The sequence below is a fragment of the Parvibium lacunae genome (assembly GCF_003335215.1).
Lineage (GTDB): Bacteria > Pseudomonadota > Gammaproteobacteria > Burkholderiales > Burkholderiaceae_D > Parvibium > Parvibium lacunae.
Genome location: NZ_QPGB01000003.1, coordinates 146,538 through 169,804, shown reverse-complemented (window position 1 = coordinate 169,804; position 23,267 = coordinate 146,538). Strand labels below are relative to the sequence as shown.

Genomic DNA, 23,267 nt, shown 5'->3' with positions numbered 1-23,267 from the left:
GCGGCAGTCTCGTTAGCAGCGAAACGCTTCTTGTAAAAAGTATTGAAATTGACGTGATCGTCGTTATTAAGTGTTTCCAGGTCATTGGAAACAATTTGCAATACTTTTCTGATAACTCGGCTGCAGCGGTAACGCCAACACCGGAACTTTTATATTGCGGCGCACTCTAGTTAAGTATTCTTCTGTTGAACTGATCATAATGACTTTCTCACCTTCACTAAGCTTATCGCTCATTCCGCAGGCCATATTTACCGTTAGCGCGCTGACATTACCGCTACATGGCCACGCTCAATTAGCCGCTGCGTCTAATACGGAAGTAGGCATGTTTGCGACAGGGCCTACTTATACCTTACCGACCTTATTAGACCTCGCCAAGCAGCACAATTTAGGATTGCAAGCGGCTCAAGCCCAGCAGCGGGCCGTGGTAGCTGGAGAAACAACAGCCCGGGCGATTCCCAACCCTGAACTTGACTGGAATCAGCGCCGTTATCGTAGCAGCCAGTCAACCGGTAGTGGGTATGGACAAGGCATTGCTTTGGTGCAACCCCTTGAGAATCCTGCCTTTCGGGCGGCGCGTATCGACACGGCGATCGCCCGCACTGAGTTCGGGAAGCAACAGTATCGCCAGATCGAATTGAATCTTGTGACCGAGGTCAAAACAGTTTTTTATGACATGTTGCGGCGGCAGGAGGAAGTCCGTGCTGCCCGTGAAGATACCCAACTGGTCGCGCAAATTCGCGAGCGGATCCGGGTAAGGACAGAGACAGGTGAAGGCGCACGTTTTGATTTGGTGCGGGCTGATGCTGAGTTGGCAGTGGCCCGCAATCAACTCACGAGTGCTGAATTACGTTTGCAGCAGGCACGCAGCCGAATGTTGCAGCTATTGGGTAAAACGGCATTGCCACCCGGTCAATCTGCCTCTGCCCAAGCGGTTAGCCAGCCGTCCTCACTCTATGCGTTTGGGGTGAATGGCGAATGGGATAAACCCTTAACCCCCGCTCAACTTGCGGCTATGGAGGCTGAATTACTCAGCCGCAATCCAGACTTGAGCGCAGCACAAGCTGCCGTGACAGTCGCTCAGCGTCGTTTAGAGACCGAACGAAATAGTGTACTGCCTCAGGTCGGGGTACGATTAGGCCAGGAGCGCGAGCCGGAAGTGCGCCAAACACAAGTGGGGGTTGTGCTGGCTGTGCCTCTCTTTGATCGGCGGCGCGGGCCCATCGCCGAAGCCAGTGCTGATGCCGAGCGTGCCAGGCTCGCCGCAGAACAGCGTGAATATGAGCTAACTGAAGCGTTTCGGGCAGCACGGCAAACTTATGTCACCTCCTTTCAGCAATTGCAGGCATTAGAGCAGGGTGTGGTAAACAATGCTAAGCGTGCCGTAGAGATAGCCGAAGCTGCTTACCGGTATGGTGAACGCGGTATTTTGGAATACTTGGATGCGCAGCGTACTTTTCGCGCTGTGCGGAATGAGTTGATTGCCGCTCGCAATAATGTGCAGCAAGCAAAAATAGAATTGGAACGCTTGGTTGGCTTAGAGGTGAATCGCCCTTGAAGTGACTCGCCGTTACGCTGATTGAACATGCCGTGTTAGTCCGATTCGGCAAGTTTATCTCAGCCTCATTCTTAACTGTTATTGATTGAACGAACCCTGATTATGCGAATGCTCCCTCTTTCTCGTCGCTGGTTATTATTAATGCCTTTGGTCATTGGCCTGGCCGCTTGCGAGAAGCAAGCTGCTAGTGATCAACCCGCTGATAAAAAATCAACTGCTTCCCAGGCTGTGCGGGATCTCAATACGATTGAACCTACCCCAGCGTTAAAAGAACAGTTGAAAATTGGGCGTCTCAGTGAGGCACCCTACAGTGAACTGATTCGCGTGGCGGGACGGCTCGAAGTCAACGCCAACCAAACTTCGCGAATCGGCTCGCCGATGACCGGGCGAATTACCAAAATTACTGCGCAGCTCGGGCAGCAAGTTCGTCCGGGTGATGTCATGGCGGAAGTGAACAGCCAGGAATTGACTGCGGCCCAGTTAGCTTACCTCAAAGCGCATTCGGCGGAGCAGGTTGCGGCGCGTGCAGTAGAGCGAGCACAATTGTTATTGCAGGCCGATGTGATTGGTAATGCAGAACTGCAACGTCGACAAAAAGAATTAGAAATTGCCAGCGCAGAAAAACGGGCGGCTGCTGATCAGTTGCGCGTCTTGGGTTTAAGCAATCGTTCTGTTCAGCAATTGGCGAGCACGGGCAAGATTGATTCAGTCGCACCGATCACCAGCCCGCTTGCAGGTGCTGTGATTGAGCGCAATATTGCCCAGGGGCAGGTGGTGCAGCCGAGTGACAGTCTATTTGTCGTCTCCGATTTGCGCACACTCTGGGCGGTTGCCGAAGTCCCTGAGCAGGAAGCAGGGCAAGTCAAAATGGGGCAAACGGTTGAGATTGAAGTGCCAGCATTAGAAAACAAAATTCTGATTGGCAAGATAGTGTTTATTGCCGATGTGGTTAATCCAGAAACGCGTACCGTGCGTGTCAGCCTGGTGCTGGACAATGCCGAGCGCTTACTCAAGCCCGCAATGCTGATTTCAATGCGGATCGAGAGTAAACCAGTACCCCGGACGATGGTACCAGTGACGGCGGTTGTGCGCGAGAATGACAAAGATTACGTTTACGGCCTGGTTGGGACCAATCAATTCAAATTAGTGCCCGTGAAGTTAGGCGTCGAGCGTAATGGCTATCGACCCTTGCTAGAGCAGCTACCTCCAGGCATCAATGAACTGGTGATCGATGGTGCATTTCATTTGAATAACGAGCGTAACAAACAAAACCTCGGCTAACTTTCTGCGGCGACTTTAACCATGATCCAAATTTTAATTCGCTGGGCTTTACAGCAACGCATCCTGCTGGCCGTGATTTGTATCGCCTTGCTGGTAACAGGATTGTTTGCGGTAAAAAAACTGTCGGTCGACGCCTTTCCAGATGTCACCAATATTCAGGTTCAAGTCGCGGTTGAAGCCCCGGGCCGCCCACCGACTGAAATTGAACGCTTTATTACGGTACCGATTGAAATTGCAATGACAGGTCTGCCGGGCTTGACAGAAATGCGCTCGCTTAATCGGAACGGAGTCGCCGTGGTGACTCTGGTATTTACAGATAGCACCGATGTCTACTTTGCCCGGCAGTTGGTCTTGGAGCGCTTGATTGAAGTGACCGGCCGCTTGCCGGAGGGCATTACCCCTGTGCTCGGCCCTGTTTCAACTGGCCTAGGGGAGGTGTATCAATATACTCTTGAGCACCCAAGCGATAAGGATGAAAAAGGGCGTTACCGCCAACTTTCCGAAGCCGAGCTGCAAGAACGGCGCACCGTACAAGACTGGGTGGTTCGTCCTTTGCTCCGTTCCATTCCAGGTGTTGCAGAGATTAATACCCAAGGCGGCTTCACCAAGCAATATCAGGTTTTAGTGAGTGCGGATCGCTTGCGCTACTATGGCTTGCGTACGAAAGATGTCTATGAAGCTGTGGCACGTAACAATGCCAATAGCTCTGGCGGCGTGTTACCGAGCTATGCTGAACAATACCTGATTCGCGGCGTTGGCTTGATTAAATCAGTTGACGATATCAAGTCCATCATGTTGAAAGAGGTCAACGGGACGCCAGTCTATGTGCGTGATGTGGCTGAAGTCACGATTGGTTCTGAAGTGCGCCAAGGGGCCATTATTAAAAATGGCGATACAGAAATGGTGGCGGGGATCATTCAGATGATTCGTGGTGGCAATGCCCGCGAAGTGGTCACGCGTATCAAGACAAAAGTGGCCGAGATCAACCAGAAACAAATGCTACCCAATGGCCTGCAAATTGTGCCTTTTTACGATCGCACGGACTTAGTCAATACGGCCATGAAGACTGTCGCTAAAGTATTGATTGAGGGCATTATTCTGGTCGTTATTATTTTATTCGTCTTTCTAGGCGATGTGCGTTCCAGCTTGATTGTGGTCGGCACCTTAATCTTGACGCCACTCCTGACCTTCATGGTCATGAATGAAATTAACCTCTCTGCCAATCTGATGTCGCTGGGCGGCTTGGCGATTGCGATTGGGTTGATGGTTGATGGGGCGGTCGTGGTCGTAGAGAATGCGTTCGCCCGTTTGGGTGATCCATTGAACCAGGGTAAAAGCAAAGCGCGGGTGATTTTCGAAGCGGCGAGCGAAGTCGGTAAGCCGGTGCTCTACGGGGTGGGCATCATCATTCTGGTTTTCCTCCCTTTGCTCTCGTTGCAAGGCATGGAAGGCAAAATGTTTGCTCCCTTGGCGATTACTATTGCGGTCGCACTGAGTATTTCGTTGTTGCTCTCATTTACCATGACTCCCATGCTCTGCTCTTATGCCCTGAAGGGTGGCGCAGAGCATGACACCTGGCTACTGGCAAAAATCAAGCCGACCTATTTACGCTTGCTCGACTGGTGCCTAGCGCACCCTAAAAAAGTCGTCGTGGGGGCGTTGGCAACGTTAGGGGGGAGTGTGCTATTGGTACCATTCCTGGGCACAGCATTTATTCCGATCATGCAAGAAGGATCAATTACCCCCGTGATCGTCCGGGTGCCGAAAATTTCACTGGACGAATCGGTAAAAATGGAAACAGCGGCGATGCGGGAAATCATGACTATCCCCGGTATTGCTAGTGCCGTGTCCCGTTTGGGGCGCGGAGAGTCGGCGGCTGATCCAGGGCAACCCAATGAATCTGATCCGATTGTGATGCTCAAGCCACGCGATGAATGGCCGAAAGGGTGGACGCAAGAAGATTTTAATACGGCAATCCGCAATAAACTCAGTGCTTTACCCGGCGTTGAAACCTCGATTTCACAACCGATTGCGGCGCGGGTTGATGAAATGGTGTCTGGGGTACGCTCTCAGGTTGCGATTAAATTGTTTGGCGATGATTTGGCCCAGTTACGCAAGACCGGTGATGAAATTGCCAAAGTGCTTTCAAGCTTGCCGGGCGCCACGGATTTGCGGGTTGAGAAAGTCTCGGGTCAGGAGTATCTGACGATTCGTATTGATCGTGCCGCGATCGCCCGTTATGGGCTGAATGTCGAAGATATCAATGACAAGATTGAAATTGCGGTGCGTGGCAAAGTCGCGACCACGGTGTATGAAGGTGAGCGGCGCTTTGATGCGATTGTGCGCTATCCGGAAAAATACCGACAGAATATTGAAGCCATTGGACATATCATTATTCGCTCGCCTGCGGGTGCACAAGTCGCGCTGAAAGATATTGCCGAGATTACGTTGGCCGATGGGCCAGCACAAATTTCACGTGAGAGTGGTAAGCGGCGCTTGGTGATTGGGGCAAACGTGAGTGGTCGAGATTTAGGGGGCTTTGTCGCAGAAGCCCAGCAGAAAATCGCCCAGCAGGTTAATTTGCCAGAAGGTTTTTATCTCGTTTGGGGTGGTCAGTTTGAAAATATGGAGCGCGCCATGAAGCGACTGTCTCTCATTATCCCAATCACCATTGGCGCAATTTTCTTCTTGTTGTTTATGCTGTTTAATTCTGCTCGCTATGCGAGTTTGGTGATTACCGTGTTACCCCTGGCCGCGATTGGAGGGATTGTGGGCCTGTTTGTCAGCGGTGAGTATTTATCTGTCCCCGCCGCAGTAGGCTTTATTAATCTTTGGGGCATTGCGGTCCTTAACGGGGTGGTGTTGGTCAGCTTCATTCGCCAACAGCGGGAAAGCGGAATGGCCCTTGATGAGGCGATTGTGGATGGTTGTAAGCATCGTTTACGACCTGTTTTGATGACCGCATCGGTGGCTTTACTTGCCTTGATTCCCATGTTGTTTTCGACTGGGCCGGGTTCCGAGGTCACCCGTCCGCTTGCTGTAGTGGTCATAGGGGGGTTGTTCTCATCTACCTCGTTAACGTTATTGCTGTTGCCTGTGTTGTACCGCTGGTTTGAAGAAAAACCGCAGGAGCAACATTAATTGATAGGGGAAGCCATGTCGCATTTGAATCAAGGCTGGCCCCACTTATATATTGCAGTGGCCACTAGATGGCATCATAAATTTGGCAAAGCAAATTGATTGCCGCTCAGGGAGTGTTGAATATGATGAAAGAAATCAGAGCGATTATCCGCCCGACCCGCTTGCCCCATGTTCAGGCGGCACTGCGCGGCATTACCAACTATCCCGCGTTAGTCGTGGGTAAGGTGGAAGGCTTCACCGCCCCCCCCTCGATTGGGCCGCGCAACTTAAAAGAAGAGTTAACCGACTTTGTGCCCAAAGTGTTGGTGAGTATTTTAGCCCCAACAGAGGCTGCAGACGCCATTGTGCAAGCGATTATGCAGCATGGTCGCACTGGCAAAATTGGGGATGGTCTGGTGTGGATTACGCCGGTTGATCAGGCTTGGCGGATTCGTGATGGTGCCCCAGCTGAAACCATGAATACGGCAGATAAAGTCACTGATTGAGGCTTAGGATTACCATTTAGGGCAGTTCAGCATGAGGCATACGACCTAGAATGCGACTGCTATATTGCTGCAAATAGGGCGCATCCCGGCGTTTGTCGTAATACCGTGGTCGCGGTAACATCGCGGCCATACGAGCCGCTTGCTGCGACGATAACTGAGCGGCAGGAATACCGTAATGATGAAGTGCTCCAGCCTGAGCACCAAAGACACCTTCCCCCCATTCTGCAACGTTTAGGTATAACTCCAAGATGCGGCGCTTGGACATGACGGCTTCGAGCATCCATGTGATCAGCAACTCCTGCCCTTTGCGCCAGTAACTGCGCTCCCCAGTCAAAAACAGATTTTTAGCGAGTTGCTGGGTGATTGTTGACCCCCCTTTGATTTTTTTGCCTTTGCGTTGATTGTTCCAATACGCTTTTTCAAGGGATTCCCAATTCACACCGTCATGATCGACGAAGGTATCATCCTCTGCCACGATGACGGCGCGCTTAAGGTGATTGGAAATTTGACTGTAGTCTACCCAGCGATATTTGAGGGCAACTGGACGGCCAGAGGCTTGCTGCAGGCTCTCTGCTTGGATGCGCATAAAACTGGTCGAGACCGGATTTTGCCAGTTCCACCACAGCACCCAGCCCAAGTACCAGAGTTGTAATAGCAGGAAAGCTGCGATCAGAACGGCGAGACTCCAACCGATCCAACGCCCGATTAACCGCAAGAACGCCATGGGTGAATTATTTTGCAGGGACTGCTGGCGCTGAGCTGCCAGTCAACGCGGTCTGCTGCTTGATGAGTGCTGGGCTGCAGGCTTGCCAGTCAAGCAATAAGTACCAGCGTGCGGATTCCGATAAGTTCGAAGCGGCCGTCTGGGCAGACTGACTGGGGGCAATCGGACGCACTTGAATGCGGTCATCAAGCCAGTTTTCCACAAGCCCGATTTCCCAGACTGGTTGTGCCTGCGTGCCAGTAAGGTTGCTAGGCCGGCAAACATAGCTTCCGACTTTACCAATCACTTTTTGTAGGGCTTGCGTCGCCCGATAGCGCTGGATCTGTCCAGGTGTGGGCGTTCCCACTGGTTTATCGGCTTCCCAGAGCCCGACATAACGATCGCCAAACGACCAAAAATAGGTCCCAACGCCCTGACGCTGATCGTTGCGGTACTGTCCCTCATAGCTTTCCCCAAACCAGGGCGAGGAGATACCCCATTCATAGCGGCCATAGCCGTCTTTTTTGTCATCAGAAAAGTCGCCACTGTAGCGATCGCCACTGGCTTTCCAATATTTCGTGCCTTTGCCCTGCTTTTTACCAGCCACAAAATCACCGCGATAAATGGCGGTTCCAATCGCTTCTCCGGGGCCATCGGCTAGGCCATGACGGCAGCCTCCTTGATAAAACCCTTGTAATTCGGGATCAATCACCTTGCAAGCGGTCTGCGCCCAGATAGGAGCAGCAATGAAAGACAAAGCGATAAGGATTAATCGTCTTGTTAGCATCATTTATCCTAGCGTGCTAGCGGTGAGACCATTTTTGGATAGTCATCCTCAATATCCCCAAATTGATGCAAACCATCACCTTGGTGAAGATCACGAATCAATGAGCGCTCATAGACTTGATAGAGGTCTACTGGTGCTGCAACCATTTGGCCAACGTCCCGGGTCCAGGGTTGTAGCGTAAACGACCCTACCTGCTGGGTATCGCGTTTGGTGAGAGGGGCAAGCGGAATACTAAACAGTACGCCTTTGTCGCGATAAGGGTTGCCTGGTGAGCCAGGCGTAGTGATGTCTTTGCCGTCGGTCAGCGTGTAGTAGGCCCCTATCTGGATTCCCGACAAGAACCGACGCTTGAATTCAAGCCGAGCCCCTTTGTCGCGCGCCAAGAACTGCCCGGCGCGCAGCGTCGTGGTGATTTCATCATTGATCCGCCAGTGCAACGAGCCAATCGCGGTCACGACACTGTAGTCTCGGTGCCCGAGCCAACCTTGGTAATCGCGCTGCTTCAAGGCATCAATGGCGACATCCGTTGACCAGCGAGCGCCGCGTGGCACATATAACACCTGGCCCCCCACCCCGCTGAACATTTCTTCATAAATTCCGGCTGTGGCACGCGCATACACACGCTCGCTGGGCTGATAAAACTGGTTGATCGCAGCGCGATGCAGTTTGAAATCATTACCTTTTTTATATTGCGCCACATCGGTGCGAACATGCGGTAGCACGCTATTAGAGGGTTGTTTTACATCCGTAATGTTTTCAACAATCATCAATCGAGTCGCAAGCGTCAAACTGGTATGGGGCGCTAAACGGGCATCATAGCCAGCTTGTGCCGCCACTTCATACTTAAAGCTACCGGACGGGTCATTAAAAAAACCACTGATTGCGGGTGCCAGTGAAAAGCGATTCAATTGATTATCATTGGTGCGCAGGGAGATTAAATTGCCTTCATCTTGGCGTCGAAATGCCAGCGGTGTCTTGACGTCATCGCTGGCCGCCAGTACCGCCGCTAGCTCGTTGTCAATCTGATTCGCAGTCGGCTGGGCGTAGTCCAGGCTAATGGTTTTCGCTAATTCACTGCGTGTGACCAGGCCATTGAAGTACTGCTGTAGTTTGTTCAAATCATTGAAGCGATAAGTGGCTACCGGCAAATTTTGTACCGTGTAGGTAATTTCCATCTCACGCGCGTCAAGCGGCGCATGGGCGAGCATGATCCGTGCCGCCCGACCCACAGCGCGACTGCTCTGTGAAATGCGTACATTCGTCAGGCTCGCGGTCAACTTACCATGACGGTAATTAAGCCGGATCGCACGAAAATCGTCTTGCCCCAAGGCGCGTACTAGACTCCGGGTGTAACGACTATCGTTGCGCCACTCTTCAAGCGTGGGCCTAGGTTGGGTAGGTTGGTATGCTGCGGGTTCTTCGCTTTTCGGGAGGTATTCCCGTTCATTGAGCGGTATGCGAAAGTAAGCATTCAGTGTGCCTTTGCCATACTGTTCGCCGACTTGTAAACGCAGGCCAATCGGCGTCAGATATTCGACGGCAGTATGCCAAGTTTTTTGCCGGCCCGCCACATTGGTGACACTGGTAAAGGGATCGCGTGCGTAGTTGTAGGCATCGTATTCGGCGACTAAGCCCCAATTTTTGAGTGGTCCACTGCCTTGAATTCTAACCCCACCAAACAGGCCGTCAATGCGCTTATTGCCGTAGCCCACAGTAACATCCACCGATTCATGGATTTTTTTACTCAGGGCAATATAGTTAGCTGGAAACAAAAGGGTTCCCTGCAAATCCTGCTTACCAATCACCAGCGATGGCCAGCCGGCTTTTTCTTCAATCAACAGCGCCTTAAAATCAAAAGATTTGTCTTTATAGTCGCCATAATCGCTGCCAGGCCCTTCAAAAGGCTTGAGACCAGCAATGCGGGTATAGCGGAACGAGCCCTCAACCCGAGGCAGGATGCTCAAGCTGATCCAGGTGGCGCTGTAAGGGCGGGTGACACTGTAACCACTCCGAAACTCGCCGTCTTCGCCAATGCGGCCGTCGGGCATATTGATCAACCCTGTTTGGCCAGTGGTGGCGACTTGCGCTTGATTCTGCATAGGCAAAATCGCAAAGAGGCTACCAATAAGAACCAACGGAAAGCGAAGAGACAGCAGTCGTGACATGAAAACCGATAGTGAAAAAGCGAGACAGAAAAAAGACTGGGGGCCGAAGCCCCCAGTCTTAATACTCATTATCTAGATTAGTGTGCGACGGCAGAGTTGCTGCTGCTGCCACTGCTGTTTGCGCCAGCTGCAACTGCCACACCAGCGACACCCGCAGCAACTGCGGCTGCACCAGCAGCACCAGCACCTGCACCAGCAGCACCCGCGCCAACCCCAGCGGCTGAGCCACCACCGGCCGTTGTGCCGCCACCAACTGCTGCACCCTGTGCGATTGCCAAGCTAGATACCAACGAAAAAACCAATGCGCTAACTAATTTCATTTTGCTCTCCCTAAATTCAAGAATTAAAAACGGATTACCTTAAGTTTACCGCGCCAAGATACCGGCTAATCACATGGATAGCAAGCAACCTTGACGGATTTAATGCAATCTTCACAATCCAATGTACAGCATAGCATAATTATTCAGCATTTTCTGTGCTTTGTCTGATTTCATCGACAATCTCCCAGAGTTGTTCCGCATAATGAAAACCACTGGTAATCAGATGCATATTGCCACCATACAATCCAATCAGGGCGGGAAACCCGCGGATCCCCAGTTTTTGCGCCAGCAGAAAATCTTGGCGTGTATATTCTTGCAACGCCGGGCTGGCCCATTGTGTTAGAAATGCAGTCTCATCTAACCCTTGTTCCGTTGCGAGCGCTGCAAGGGTGGTCTGCTGGGTAATATCCCGACCATCGCGGTACCAGGCGACTTGTAGTGCATGGAAAAAGTCTAGCGCAAGATGAGGCGACTGCCCTTTTACGGCCTCTTCAGCCGGGGCCTGATCGGCACTGATGTGGACAGGGGGCTGCTGCTGCGCATAGCGTACCGCGACCACAGCACGGCAAGCCGGCTCGGTGTCGTAAATGAACCCAGGGGCATCCATCGGGCTTTGGCCAGCTGCACAAAATGGCAGCCCAGTTTGGGTTTCAACCCGGTCCCAATGGCTACGAATCTCGACGCGAGCGGCTGCTGACAGGGGGGCGGTCGCGTAGGCGCGCAGGCCACCGACCATCACATCAATCTGTGCGTCAGGGAATTGCGCCATAAAGCGGCTGAGTTGCGGGCCAAAGCCGTAGCACCATGAGCACATTGGGTCAGCGATGTAAATGAAGTGTTCCATTTCTTCGATCCCTTACCTTTGCATGACGATACTGCCATTGACCACTAGATTAAGCGAGGTATTTCCCGCTTCCAGATTCATGGGCGCGGCCTCAGCGCTGGCCGCTTTCATCAACATCGGTCCACGGGGCATCGGGCGATTAAGCTCGCCCTGTTGCTGGCCGATGGTCAATTCGCGTAACTGCCAGCTGCGGTAACCCAATTGCTTGGTTGCAGACTCTGCCTTTTGTTGAAAGGCGCGAATCGCTTGTTCCTGTAAGCTCGCTTCTTGTTGCAAGCGCAGGGATCGAGAGACTTCAAAACTATTCCCGATAATTTGTAACTGGTTTGAGAGCTTACCTGCCAAAGTGCCGAGTACGCCAAAATCTTTGCTTTTCAAAATTAATTCAGCACGCACTATCCAGCCATTGCGCTGTCCCTTGTTGTCGTAGCGCGGGTAGGTCGTAAAGCTACTGGTCTGCGCTTCAATGCCCGTGCTTGATTTTGCTTGCGCCAGCGCTTGGTTCATTATTTGGTTGACCTCTTGGGTCAGATTGGCGGGGTCACTGCCTTGCCGTTCAATCGCTAACTGAATCAAGGCCATATCAGGAACAACCGTTGTGCTCGCGTCAGCACTGAGGGTCACGATGTCGCGCTCCAGATGAGGAGGCAGCGAGCTTTGCGCATTGACGAACAGTGACCAGAAAGGCAGTGACAGGATCAGGCTGGCTTGAAGCAGGGGTGAAATACGCATTAGCACTCCAATAATGAGTCGAATGATAGAAACCAGCCCCAAGTGCTGGTAATCTTGCGGCCACACTCATTATGAAGGAAAAATAATGGCTCAATATGTATACACGATGAATCGTGTCGGCAAAATTGTCCCGCCAAAACGGCAAATTCTCAAAGACATTTCTCTGTCTTTCTTTCCCGGCGCCAAGATCGGCGTGCTCGGTCTGAACGGTTCCGGTAAATCCACGCTCCTGAAAATTATGGCGGGGGTGGATAAGGAGATTGAAGGCGAAGCCCTGCCGATGCCCGGCATTAAGGTCGGTTACTTGCCGCAAGAGCCGCAGCTTGATCCGACCCATACCGTGCGCCAAGCCGTTGAAGAAGGTTTGGGCGAGGTCATGCTGGCCAAACAAAAACTGGAAGAAATTTACGCCGCCTATGCGGAGCCTGATGCCGATTTTGATGCGCTGGCGGCCGAACAAGCCAAGTACGAAGCGATTATTACCGCCGCCGGTAACGACAATACTGAACACCAACTCGAAATCGCGGCCGATGCCTTGCGCTTGCCGCCGTGGGATGCGGTGGTGGGTAATTTATCCGGCGGTGAAAAACGCCGCGTCGCCTTGTGTAAATTGCTGTTATCCAAGCCTGATATGTTGTTGTTGGATGAGCCGACCAACCACCTGGATGCAGAATCGGTGGAATGGTTAGAGCAATTCCTACAACGCTTCCCCGGTACGGTGGTGGCGGTGACCCACGACCGTTACTTCTTGGATAACGCCGCCGAATGGATTTTGGAATTGGACCGCGGCCACGGCATTCCTTGGAAAGGCAATTACAGTTCTTGGTTGGAACAAAAAGAAGACCGCTTGAAGCAGGAAGAATCCACGGAGAGTGCGCGTCAGAAAACCATTGCCAAGGAGTTGGAATGGGTGCGCCAAAACCCGAAAGGCCGTCAAGCCAAGAGCAAGGCGCGGATGGCGCGCTTTGAAGAATTGAGCAGCCACGAATACCAAAAGCGCAATGAAACCCAGGAAATCTTCATTCCCGTGGCCGAGCGTTTGGGTGATAGCGTGGTCGAATTTAATAATGTCAGCAAAGCGTTTGGCGACCGTTTGTTGATTGATAACCTGAGCTTTACGCTGCCTCCCGGTGCGATTGTCGGGATTATTGGCCCCAACGGTGCGGGTAAATCGACGCTGTTCCGTATGCTCACCGGTAAAGAGCAGCCGGATAGTGGCGAGATCAAAATTGGTCAGACCGTGAAAATGGCGTATGTGGATCAATCACGCGATGCCTTGGCCAATGACAAAACTGTGTGGGAAGCGATTTCCGATGGTGCGGATATTCTCACCGTTGGCAAGTTTGAAATGCCTTCCCGTGCGTATGTGGGGCGCTTTAACTTCCGCGGCACTGATCAACAAAAAATCGTCGGTAATTTATCCGGTGGTGAACGTGGCCGTTTGCATTTGGCGCAAACCCTGATTGCCGGCGGCAATGTGTTGCTGCTGGATGAGCCATCCAACGACTTGGATGTGGAAACCTTGCGAGCCTTGGAAGACGCGCTGCTGGAATTTGCCGGCTGCGTGCTGGTGATTTCCCATGATCGTTGGTTCCTCGACCGTATCGCCACCCACATTTTGGCGTGTGAAGGCGATTCACAGTGGACTTTCTTCGCGGGTAACTATCAGGAATATGAAGCGGACAAAAAACACCGTTTAGGCGAAGAGGGCGCGAAGCCCAAGCGCTTACGTTACAAACCCCTGAAATAAGTCCTTTTACCGGGGTAGAACAAAAAGCCGTAACCATGAGGTTACGGCTTTTTACATTTAAAACACGGGCAGCGAGTGGCACAGAGTTTATTGCGGGGGCAATTTTAGGGGGCGTCGTGAGTGCTGCGCTGATCTCGGCCCGGCCCGTACACGGCTATCCCGTTACACCACCTATTTATCTGCCACCGCCAGCTATATATTCTCCTACTCCCCAACCAATCTATCTGCAGCCGGCCCCGGTGTATGTTAACCCTCACCCTGTTTATCCTTACCCAGCGCCAGGTTACGGGCCAGTGTGGTACACAGCACCAAGGCCGTATCGATATTTTCACCACCCTCATCCCTATCGTCGCTGGTAAGCCTACAGATTCATGATCGTTTTTATTTTTACTGTGATTTATGTCACCAGTTTGCGGCATTCTCTGTTTATACTGCCGCTACTCGCTGCGGTAATGCGAGCGAATCAATCTACGCATTAACGAGAAAAGCATATATGGGTATGCATCGCCGCTATATTCACTGACGAGTGGCGCGGTACCATGTAGACCCATCAGTGATAATCTCGTGCAGTCACAATAAAAAACCACCAATAGTTGGGCTAAATAAATCATAAGAGGGTGTATTACGACAGCGACCGCTCATGCCGCTGTGGTTTACAGGGAGTTTACATGTCTATCTTACGTCGTTGCTGGCCGCAATCCCAGCGTGGCTTGGCTTGCCTATTGGCTATCGCTAGCTTAGTGATCTTGAGTTCTGTTGGCGCTTATCGGTATGTCAATGCGCAACCCAATAAGCTACCTCATGAAAATATGGTGCGTGGTTATTTTGCGATAGCGCCTGCTGCTAAACCGGCAGCTGCCATCGCTGATAACCCTAGCGTTAGTGCGCGCAGCTTGAAAGGCATCGCCATCCCTGGGGTGACGGTGTTCCTAACCAATACCCAAACTGGTAAGCGGAGCGAACCAACTCGTACCGACCTCAGTGGCCGATTCACCCTATTCGCGCCGGAGCCAGGCACCTATACACTGTGCTGGAAATCAGAGGTGTATGAGTCGGGCTGTGATGCAAAATCGTTTGTTGCAGGACGCCAGCCTCAATTCTTAAGCACTGTGACAGTTACGCTACCAGCTCGAACTGGGTTTACCAGCTACAGCGGTAAGGTCACGCAAGCAGATGGTCGCTCGGTTCGTGCTTTTGACCCCTTGTTAAACCTGAATGCGTTTGCGCAGCTTACGCTTGAAAATGACCAAGGTAAACGCTTGGCAACGGTCTATGTGAATAATCAGGGGGAATATCTTCTTCCTTACGTCCCCACTCAGGGTGATCTGCGTTTAATCGCTTTTCAGGAAAACGCCAAAGCAATACAAACCATTACACGCGGCACCGCCACGGCCAGCGGGCAGATCAATCGGGTGAATCTGGTATTCGACAATCATCGTCCAGAGGTCTTAGCGATTCATGGCCGGGATCGTGCGTCGGGTCTCCCGACTCACAATGTTTCTGTCGGCGCCTTGATTGAGTTGTCTGTCGAGGCCAAAGATAAAGATGGCGATCCGCTTGAAATTTTTTGGCAAGTGGGCGAGGGCGAGGGCAAATTAGCGCAGGCAACAGGCCCCAGCAATCGCTGGCAGCTACCGAAAACGGCTGGCCGTTTTGTGGTGACTGCCTTGGCGATGGACAAAAAAGGTGGCTATGACAAAGCAACCTTTACGGTGTTGGCGACAGGGCAGGGCACTCCCTTTACTGGCCAAGTGGTTGATCTGTCAGGGAATCCGATTCAAGATGCTGAAGTTGAAGTGATTAGTGATGATCAACCTAACCCCATTGTCAAAACAAATGCGCAAGGGCGCATCGTAACGAATGTGAAGCTTGGCACTCGTTATGTGGTCAATATTCGCAAACCTGGTTATGCCCTTAATGCCCAAATTTATGATCGCCCGATTACCGGAGGGCGCTGGCTGTTACGTCAAGCCCAGCTAGTGACCGTCGATCCGACCCGGCCAATCAAATTAACTCATCGGCGCAGTCAAAAAGAGTGTTCCGGGCCCGACTCGCGCACCGCGCGCTTAGGCCCTGCGGGCGAGTCTGCCTTGGTGCCCGAATGGCAAGATGGCCAAGGTAATCCGATTGATGCACCAACGGCACTGCAAGATAAAGTCCGCTTACCCGCGTCATTGAAAGCCAGCCTCAATCAAGACACACTCACCCTAGCCAGCGACCTCGGGGCGCGTGAGGCGGCGCGTCTGCTTACTGCGACAAAGACAGCCGAGTTAGCACGCACGCGTCTGGCAGATCGGCCAGGTACTTTGCGTGCTACCGTTTCTGCCGATCGTCCGAAAGACAGTGGCCCGGCTTTGATTGCTCGGCGCCAACGCCTGCCAGACTGTGGTCCTGGCGTGAGTGTCCGTATTCCCGCCAATAGCATTGTGGATGCCAATGGCCAGCCCGTTACCACACCGATACAACTGGCTATTTCAACGATTGATCCCCTGTCGCCCCAGCAAATGCCGGGCGATGAGTCGGTGATCGCTAGTTCCGGGAATGGGGGGTATATTGAAACGTTTGGAGCGGGAATATTGGATTTGCCAAACGGGATGCAATTAAAGCCGGGGCGTACCGCAACTGTCATCATTCCAGTTGATCGTTCACGCCGTATCGGTAGCGTTCCGTTACCAGCAACAGTGCCAGCACTCTCTTATAACGAACGCCGCGGCTTGTGGGTGGAAGAGGGGGTACTCAACCTGCAAACGGTGAATGGTGTACTGAGCTATGTCGGCGAGGTCAAACACTTTTCGGCCTTTAATGCCGACAACGTCAAAACCAATGCTTCATGCGTACGTGTATTCAGCCCGAGTTTACCCGGTCAATATGATTTAGAAGTCGCGGCACCATTAGGCGGGCCGGGTGGGCCAATCAAAATCTTGAAAAAGACGATTGATCAAAGCTCAACCACCACGCATGTGATTTATAACTTACCCAATAATACCAACATCACGTTGGCACCGATGACTACCGGGGCGAATCCGCAACTGCTTGGTTATTACGTGGTGAATAGTGGTCCGCCGCAAGCCCCTAACAATTCCCCGTTGGTTCCGCCGCAGCCTTATGATTCCTGCAAAGCGATAGTAATTTTGAAAATCAATACAGCGCCAGACGTACCAATAGGCGGTGAGTTTTTGCATGGTCTCGGGTATATTGATGCGGCGAATTTAGGGTTTGATGACCTAACTTATGCGCTACCAACTGGCAACGCATTGCGAGATGCGTTGGTTAATGCTTCCCGTAACTATTACAGCACCCTTGATAGCGCAAACCCGGGAACGCCGCTGACCAGCCTGGAAAAATTCCGTGATTTTCATGGTTTCTCGCAAAACCCTGCCGCACCGAACCCCAACGAAACGGTCGCCACTTATGCCAACTCAGGCGATTTAGGTTTTGGGCGCGATATGCATTGCCTGAAGAAAATCAATGGTGATGTGGTTTGCTATGTTTCCAATTATGGGTTTGGTTACGATGATGTCGCCAATAGTTTCGTCGCCACCCCAGATACGGATGATGCCGAAGCGGCTGCCACGCGCATAACCGTTGGGGCTTCAGCAGAAATCGCGACAGTTGCCATGGAATACTCTGATATACCTGGGTCTCCTGGAAACAAGACGGTCAAGTTCTATGTGTTCAAAAAAGGCTTGACCGATGCGGCTGCGGTTACCCCAACCAATCCAACCGGCGCCTATGCGCGTAGCATTTCAGCCAACCTTGACGGACACGGCGAACGCCCTGTTCCACAGTTATGTCTGATTTGTCATGGTGGTGCCATCCCGCAGCAAAGTGGGGGTGTTCCCGCTTTCAGTACAGGCCCGCAAGTGACGTTTAATGCCCGCTTTTTGCCATTCGATCATAGCTTCTTCACGTTCAGCGCGAGCGGAACCAAAGCGGCGCAGGAGTTAGCATTCAAGACGCTGAATGAGCAGATCGTGAATGCCGCACCACCGGTTGGGGTGGCTGATCCGATTCGCGAAGTCGTCGCCGGGCTTAACAACAATGGCGCTGCTGCGACACAAATTCACAACTTTACGGTGCCAGGTTGGCAGGTTGGGCAATCAGCGAATGTAAGCGCGCAAGACGTGTTCTATCGTAATGTAGTGGCCACCTCCTGCCGCACTTGCCACATCGCACAGCCATTCCCCCAATTGCAATTTAATACGTCGCGTAAGTTCTTGCATTTGGATGCTTTCAATAGCATCAGTGGTAACAATAACTTTATGATGCTAGGCACGGCCCAAAGTCGCGTGTGCGGTGATTACTCCATGCCCCATGCCTTACGTACTCATGAACTGTTTTGGGATAAATATCCTTGGAATGTGACTGACTGGGGCGCCCCACCTACGCCGTATTATCAGCAGTTTCAGTCATTGGGGAATGGCTTTGGTGCGCCAGCCTCGCAATGGCGGAATGACCTATGCACCACATTCCTCTCTGGCAGCGTTGCAACCCCCAGTCGGTTCTATACGCAGGCGATCCAATCGATATGGAACGGTAAATGTACGGCATGTCATGTCAGCGGTGGCCAGGCGAGCTTTGCCCCACTGACGAGTGGGGTCTCATTGGGCACCCTGAATGGCGGCTTGATTACCCCCGGCAATGATAGTGTGGCCGCCAATACCCTGCTACAGCGTATTACAGAAGCAGCCCCCAACAATCGTATGCCGCCGAACTGTTTCCGCGGCCCGGAATTACCGAATACGCAGGTGAGCGGGCAACCGGTCAATGCCACACCTTGTTTAAGTCAGATTGATATCGACAAAATCAAGGTATGGCTCAGGAGCGGCGCGCACTGATTTTCGACGAGGGTAAGCTGGATCGGCTGCTGTTCTTAGCGCAGCCGATCCACCATAATTTTTTTGGGCTATTTGCGTTAATTCCGCTTGTTGGCGATGGGCGGGTGAACTTTTATTTCAGCAACTCTCGTTCTTCGCGCAGTCGCTCCTGAATTTGGCGGGTGCGCGCGTCGATAATACTCATCTGGTAGTAATCTCCATCATTGGCCCGCCGGGCGAGTTGTAGCTGCTCTAATGCCGCTGCCGTTGTTCCTTGCAGGACATAATATTCCGCTGTCATTAAAGCTGCGGCACTGCGCTGATTTAGCGCCAGATAGCTTTCTGCGCTCAGGGCATAGAGCGGCGCATCTTGTCTGTAAAGTTCGCGTTCACGATTCAAGAGTGCTAGCGCTTGCGCATGTTGCTGATTGGCCTGGAGTAATCGGATATGCTGATACAGCAGCGGGCGGAACTGATTGAACATTTTCAGCCCCGCCTCTGTTATGCGCAGCCCCTGTGCCGCTTGCCCAAGGCGCAGTTCATTGTCTGCTTGTTGAATCACAAATAAAGGATGATCGCGTCCTAACCGCTCTTTGGCGGTCGTTAGCAGACGATTAGACACTTGCCATTGACGTTGCTCTGCGGCGATCAAGGCTAGGCCATACGAGAGCGCTGGGGCGGGCAGTTGGGTTAGCAGGTTGGCCGCTTTGGTTAGTGATGCACTGCGTGGCCCCGTTGTGCCAGCACTCGCAGGCCGTGTTTTATCCTGGCTCAGCGCTAACGCTTCTTCAAATTGGCGCTTGGCCTGCTGTAGGCCATCGACACTGAGATTGGCATACGCGGCCATTCTGGCCCGAATTAAATTGAACTCAGACTCATCCCGTCTGGGCGGCTGGCTGCCGAACGTCTGCCGAGGCCGCTGGCGGTTTTGCATATCAGCCATCCGTTCAAGCGTAATCGGGTGAGTACGCAAATAAGCAGGTGCATTGCCATCATAAAACCGAGCATTTTGTTGCAACCGACCGAAGAAACTCGCCATTTCATCGCTATTGAATCCTGCTTGGTCGAGCAATTGAAAGCCAACGCGATCTGCCTCTCGCTCTGCCTCTCGGTTGAAACTGAGTTGGTTTTGGATTTGTGCGGCTTGCCCGCCCAGCGCCAGCGCCGCCGCCGCATCAGGGCTCCTACTTGCTGCCAGCGCCGCAAGGGCAAGCGTGGCCAACGTCACCATTGTCCCGCGCTTGCCTTGCCCCAGCATACGTGCGATGTGGCGTTGGGTTACATGGCCAATTTCGTGGGCTAATACCCCGGCCAACTCAGATTCATTCTGGGCTGCCAGAATCAAGCCACTGTGTACCCCAATGTAACCCCCTGGCAGCGCAAACGCATTCAAGCTATTTTCCTTGACCAAGAAAAACTGGAAGCTATAACCCGCAGCCGCTTGTGTTGCCAGTTGCGCGCCAAGCTGGTTGAGATAAAACGTCGTCTCTGCATCTTCCGAGATGTCTCGATTAGCGCGTAAGCTGGCCATGATCGATTCCCCAACCTTACGCTCCAGTTGCGGGCTGAGCTCTTCGCTGGCCGGGTCACCCAGGGTTGGGAGATTGAGGGTGGTTTGCCCCCATGCCGCTTGAGTGAGTTGCCATCTGCTATTGTTATGGCTATCAGGCAACGAAGAGGGTACAGCCGACATGGACGGGGAAAGCTTGTCGTAGTGTGGGGTCAGCAATAGGCCCAGCGCCGCTAAAACAACGCGTAGTTCAAACCCAAAGCCTCGCATAACGCATCCCGATTATGATAAATCGCAATCATAGCGCAATCCCTAATCCCTAACTGCTCATGGAATTTCACTAGATCAATCTTGCCGATAGCCCTTATTCAAAGCTAACCCAGCCTAGCACCTGTATTTTTCCAAGCTCCCCTTTTTGTAGCAGTAAGACTTGGCGTCCAAATAATAACGGTAAGGCTTTCACCGTCTGCGCTGTGTCTGCTGGATAGGCTGTTAAGCGTTTGTTCACTGGCCGGTGACTGGTCGGGTAGAGTGCATAAAGCTGCTCTAGGGGGATTGCGTATTGCCATAGATCGAGGTGGTTTGCCTGGACGGCTTGAAAGGCTTGCCCATAAAAAATAGGGCTTTGGTCTTCTTGTTGTGCCCGTAAACCGATTTCGAGAAACTCAGCACTGCCCGCTTTAAAGCTCGCATACCGTGGACCAAAGAAGCTGGGTTGCAATGCTGGCGCATATTGGTCTGGGGTATTGAGATGTTGTGCCTGCCCAGCCAACAGATAACCTGGGACCGCGTAAACAATTGCAACGCGGGTTTGACTGATTTGGTGTAGCCCATAGCAAAGCGCCCCAACTTGAAGGCTCAGTACGAGAAATAAGTCTAGCGTTAACTCGCGCCCACTTTTGCTCGGGTTAAACAATACCAACGTTAAACCGGGACCAATCACCAAATCGACCAACAGCATCAGGGGTAATGCCCCTTCCAGGGAGACGGTGCGCCATAAACCATGCGGAAACCAGAGGCTTAACGCAACGATCGTTGGCAAGGTCACCAGCATTAAACTGGCAATGAAATGAACCAAAAAGGCTTGCCCTTTCAGGCGCCATAAATTCATAGCGAGGTTAGCCGACATAATCTTGAGCGGGGGTTAAGATTCAAAAATATATTGTATTTAATGACAGGTGTGTACGAGAAGATAACAAAAAAGGGGCTAATGCCCCTTTTTTGTTTGTGACTAGATGAGCTTAACCCGCATTCCATTTTGCCATTTCTTTGCCGCAAACTGATGCAGCAGGCCATGCACCACCACCAGCCCAGGTCCAGCGCAAGCCTGCGCCAGCAATAGCATTAGACGCAACCGTAACGTTACCAGCAACACACCCCGTACCCAACGATACAACAGGTAAGGTAATTGTGGTCACACCGTTTGCAGCCCCAGCTGTAAATGTTGGTGCTGCAGATAGAATGGTTAGATCAGGAGCAGGCGCATTGCTGAATGCTAGGCCACCCAATGTCATTGCTGGGACCCATGCATTCGCAACCAGGGCAACACGTGCATTGGCACCACCTAAATCACCACTGTAAGAGTAGAAGTCACCAACTGCTTTTTGCAATGGCTTGGCATATTCCGCTACTTTTGACATACGGGCACGAGAAATGTAGTCGTTGTACTGCGGTACGGCCACCGCTGCCAGAATACCGATAATCGCAACCACGATCATCAATTCAATCAACGTAAAACCACGCTGTACTTTTTGCATAACTTGCATAGTGCTCTCCTAAAAAACCAACTGAAACAAAAAAGTGAACTGCACTGAACTGAATGAGAAACAACCCTACGGCGATGCCGTCAGCTATCTCTATACAACTAGCGTGCCAGGATTAATTTGCCCCTTTTTTATTCTAATTGACCTGTTTTTATTCTATTTGGCGAAAGTGACTGACCATTTTTGTCACTCTAGCCAAACGTTTTCGAAAGCAACCTTGGCTTAGCGCCAAATTTTGTCACTGAGGGGCGTCAGGTGCGGAGTGGCGATGTGATGAAGCCGGCCGCCCGATTAGAGATCAGGGTCTTGTCAACTAATCCGGCTGGGGGTCTGACGTCGCAGTGCCTCGCGTAGCGTGTCAGTGGGGTTGCTGCTGGGGGTGTCGCGGCACAGTGATTCTTGCGCCAGAGTTTGGTGAGCGATCAAGGTTTTATTACCTAACAGGGGTTGCCATTGTGCTTGGCGGATGCCAAACCAGCCAGTTGAGGGGCTGAAAAACCCATAGACCTTGCGATGCACGCCTTTTTCTTCCAAGTTACAGTGAATGCCTTCGTAAGTCAGGGTGGCAGCACCGCTGGGAGCGATGTGGCGCCAGACAAAACGCACCACCCGATCCGCCCCGATCTGGAGTGAGGTGAGATTGATCTGATAGGTGGCAACCCCTGTCGGCATGATCTGCAATACCAATGTTTGCCAACTGTCATCGGGAGTGGCTGGTAAATTAACCGGTGCCTCTTGAAAAGTCGGTACGGGCTCTTTGTAGCTATAAGTCGTTGTTTGCCCATACGCCGACAGCGCGATGCTTGCGCTGAAGATCACGGCCGCCAGGCGAAATAGCCGCGCACCGCGCCAAAAAAAAGAGTGGCAAATATTGGGATGCATCAGCGTCGCTCAGGAAATAAATGCGGCGCTAGCTCTTCCAGCGCAGCCGCATAGACGGCACGTTTAAACTCAATCACGCTATCCAGCGGAATCCAATAATCATGCCAGCGCCAGGCATCAAACTCCGGTTTTTCGTTTGCCCGTAAGCAGACATCCGTATCCCGTCCGACGAGGCGCAGCAGAAACCAAATTTGTTTTTGCCCTTTATAGTTTCCCCGCCATTCGCGGCGGATCCATTGATCTGGCACTTCATAGCGGAGCCAGTCACGGGTGCGGGCAATAATCCGAACGTGCTGTGGCAGGAGCCCGGTTTCTTCCTGTAGCTCACGATACATCGCTTGCTCAGGCGATTCGCCATGTTTCATTCCCCCTTGAGGGAATTGCCAAGAATGTTCGCGTACTCGTTTACCCCAGAACACTTGATTTTTCTGGTTAACAAGAATAATGCCAACATTGGGCCGATAACCTTCGCGGTCCAACATAAAATATCCTACCTAGAATCTTTTAAAATGATGGTCATTATAGTTCCTGT

Annotated in this window: 17 protein-coding genes and 1 pseudogene; 7 read left to right on the top strand and 11 right to left on the bottom strand. The window is 52.1% G+C overall.

Translation table 11 applies throughout. The features are described 5' to 3' along the window. The first annotated feature begins 199 nt into the window (after window positions 1–199). The 4 genes from DU000_RS08435 (at window position 200) to DU000_RS08420 (ending at window position 6,462) form a co-directional block, all read left to right on the top strand. Window positions 200–1,555 carry a TolC family protein gene (locus DU000_RS08435; protein ID WP_114402952.1) on the top strand — a complete coding sequence of 452 codons (1,356 nt, stop codon included), beginning with the start codon at window positions 200–202 and terminating at the stop codon, window positions 1,553–1,555. Between the two features lie 102 nt (window positions 1,556–1,657). Next, window positions 1,658–2,836, top strand: a complete 1,179-nt coding sequence (locus tag DU000_RS08430; protein ID WP_147266986.1) for an efflux RND transporter periplasmic adaptor subunit — start codon at window positions 1,658–1,660, stop codon at window positions 2,834–2,836. A 21-nt stretch (window positions 2,837–2,857) separates the two neighbouring features. Then, window positions 2,858–5,977, top strand: coding sequence for an efflux RND transporter permease subunit (locus DU000_RS08425; RefSeq protein ID WP_114402950.1), 3,120 nt, complete (start codon window positions 2,858–2,860; stop codon window positions 5,975–5,977). A gap of 122 nt (window positions 5,978–6,099) precedes the next feature. Beyond that, window positions 6,100–6,462 carry a P-II family nitrogen regulator gene (locus DU000_RS08420; protein ID WP_240001850.1) on the top strand — a complete coding sequence of 121 codons (363 nt, stop codon included), beginning with the start codon at window positions 6,100–6,102 and terminating at the stop codon, window positions 6,460–6,462. A 16-nt stretch (window positions 6,463–6,478) separates the two neighbouring features. On the opposite strand, the gene mtgA is transcribed toward DU000_RS08420, so the two are convergent. From mtgA to DU000_RS08390, 6 genes are all read right to left on the bottom strand, one after another. Next, window positions 6,479–7,186 carry a monofunctional biosynthetic peptidoglycan transglycosylase gene (gene mtgA / locus DU000_RS08415; RefSeq protein WP_114402949.1) on the bottom strand — a complete coding sequence of 236 codons (708 nt, stop codon included), beginning with the start codon at window positions 7,184–7,186 and terminating at the stop codon, window positions 6,479–6,481. Window positions 7,187–7,193: 7 nt separating this feature from the next. Beyond that, window positions 7,194–7,952, bottom strand: a complete 759-nt coding sequence (locus DU000_RS08410; RefSeq protein WP_205074043.1) for an MORN repeat-containing protein — start codon at window positions 7,950–7,952, stop codon at window positions 7,194–7,196. 8 nt (window positions 7,953–7,960) lie between these two features. Further along, window positions 7,961–10,117: a YjbH domain-containing protein gene (locus DU000_RS08405; protein ID WP_158529665.1), complete on the bottom strand. Its 2,157-nt coding sequence runs from the start codon at window positions 10,115–10,117 to the stop codon at window positions 7,961–7,963. Window positions 10,118–10,194: 77 nt separating this feature from the next. Further along, window positions 10,195–10,437: a hypothetical protein gene (locus tag DU000_RS12730; RefSeq protein ID WP_158529664.1), complete on the bottom strand. Its 243-nt coding sequence runs from the start codon at window positions 10,435–10,437 to the stop codon at window positions 10,195–10,197. Window positions 10,438–10,576: 139 nt separating this feature from the next. Beyond that, entirely contained in the window at window positions 10,577–11,281 is a 705-nt protein-coding gene (locus DU000_RS08395; RefSeq protein ID WP_114402946.1) for a DsbA family protein, read from the bottom strand. Between the two features lie 12 nt (window positions 11,282–11,293). After that, on the bottom strand, window positions 11,294–12,013 hold the full coding sequence (locus DU000_RS08390) for an SIMPL domain-containing protein (protein WP_114402945.1): 720 nt from the start codon (window positions 12,011–12,013) through the stop codon (window positions 11,294–11,296). A gap of 85 nt (window positions 12,014–12,098) precedes the next feature. Here DU000_RS08390 and ettA point away from each other — a divergent pair, with 85 nt between their 5' ends. The 3 genes from ettA (at window position 12,099) to DU000_RS13190 (ending at window position 18,601) form a co-directional block, all read left to right on the top strand. Next, window positions 12,099–13,763, top strand: a complete 1,665-nt coding sequence (ettA, locus tag DU000_RS08385; protein ID WP_114402944.1) for an energy-dependent translational throttle protein EttA — start codon at window positions 12,099–12,101, stop codon at window positions 13,761–13,763. A 243-nt stretch (window positions 13,764–14,006) separates the two neighbouring features. Continuing rightward, window positions 14,007–14,138, top strand: coding sequence for a hypothetical protein (locus tag DU000_RS13080; protein ID WP_275667801.1), 132 nt, complete (start codon window positions 14,007–14,009; stop codon window positions 14,136–14,138). A 293-nt stretch (window positions 14,139–14,431) separates the two neighbouring features. Further along, entirely contained in the window at window positions 14,432–18,601 is a 4,170-nt protein-coding gene (locus tag DU000_RS13190; protein WP_114402942.1) for a peptidase associated/transthyretin-like domain-containing protein, read from the top strand. 112 nt (window positions 18,602–18,713) lie between these two features. Here DU000_RS13190 and DU000_RS08370 read toward each other — a convergent pair whose 3' ends face one another. The 5 genes and pseudogenes from DU000_RS08370 to DU000_RS08350 all read right to left on the bottom strand — a co-directional run. After that, window positions 18,714–20,360, bottom strand: coding sequence for a M48 family metalloprotease (locus tag DU000_RS08370; RefSeq protein ID WP_114402941.1), 1,647 nt, complete (start codon window positions 20,358–20,360; stop codon window positions 18,714–18,716). Between the two features lie 94 nt (window positions 20,361–20,454). Then, on the bottom strand, window positions 20,455–21,201 hold the full coding sequence (locus DU000_RS08365; RefSeq protein ID WP_114402940.1) for a hypothetical protein: 747 nt from the start codon (window positions 21,199–21,201) through the stop codon (window positions 20,455–20,457). Window positions 21,202–21,331: 130 nt separating this feature from the next. Continuing rightward, window positions 21,332–21,856, bottom strand: a complete 525-nt coding sequence (locus DU000_RS13075; protein ID WP_420812132.1) for a pilin — start codon at window positions 21,854–21,856, stop codon at window positions 21,332–21,334. A 306-nt stretch (window positions 21,857–22,162) separates the two neighbouring features. Then, the gene (locus tag DU000_RS08355; RefSeq protein ID WP_114402939.1) at window positions 22,163–22,735 is read right to left on the bottom strand and encodes a CNP1-like family protein; all 573 of its coding nucleotides are present in this window, start codon (window positions 22,733–22,735) and stop codon (window positions 22,163–22,165) included. Between the two features lie 14 nt (window positions 22,736–22,749). Next, window positions 22,750–23,217, bottom strand: a pseudogene (locus tag DU000_RS08350) (RNA pyrophosphohydrolase); the annotation flags it as partial. Window positions 23,218–23,267: the final 50 nt, after the last annotated feature.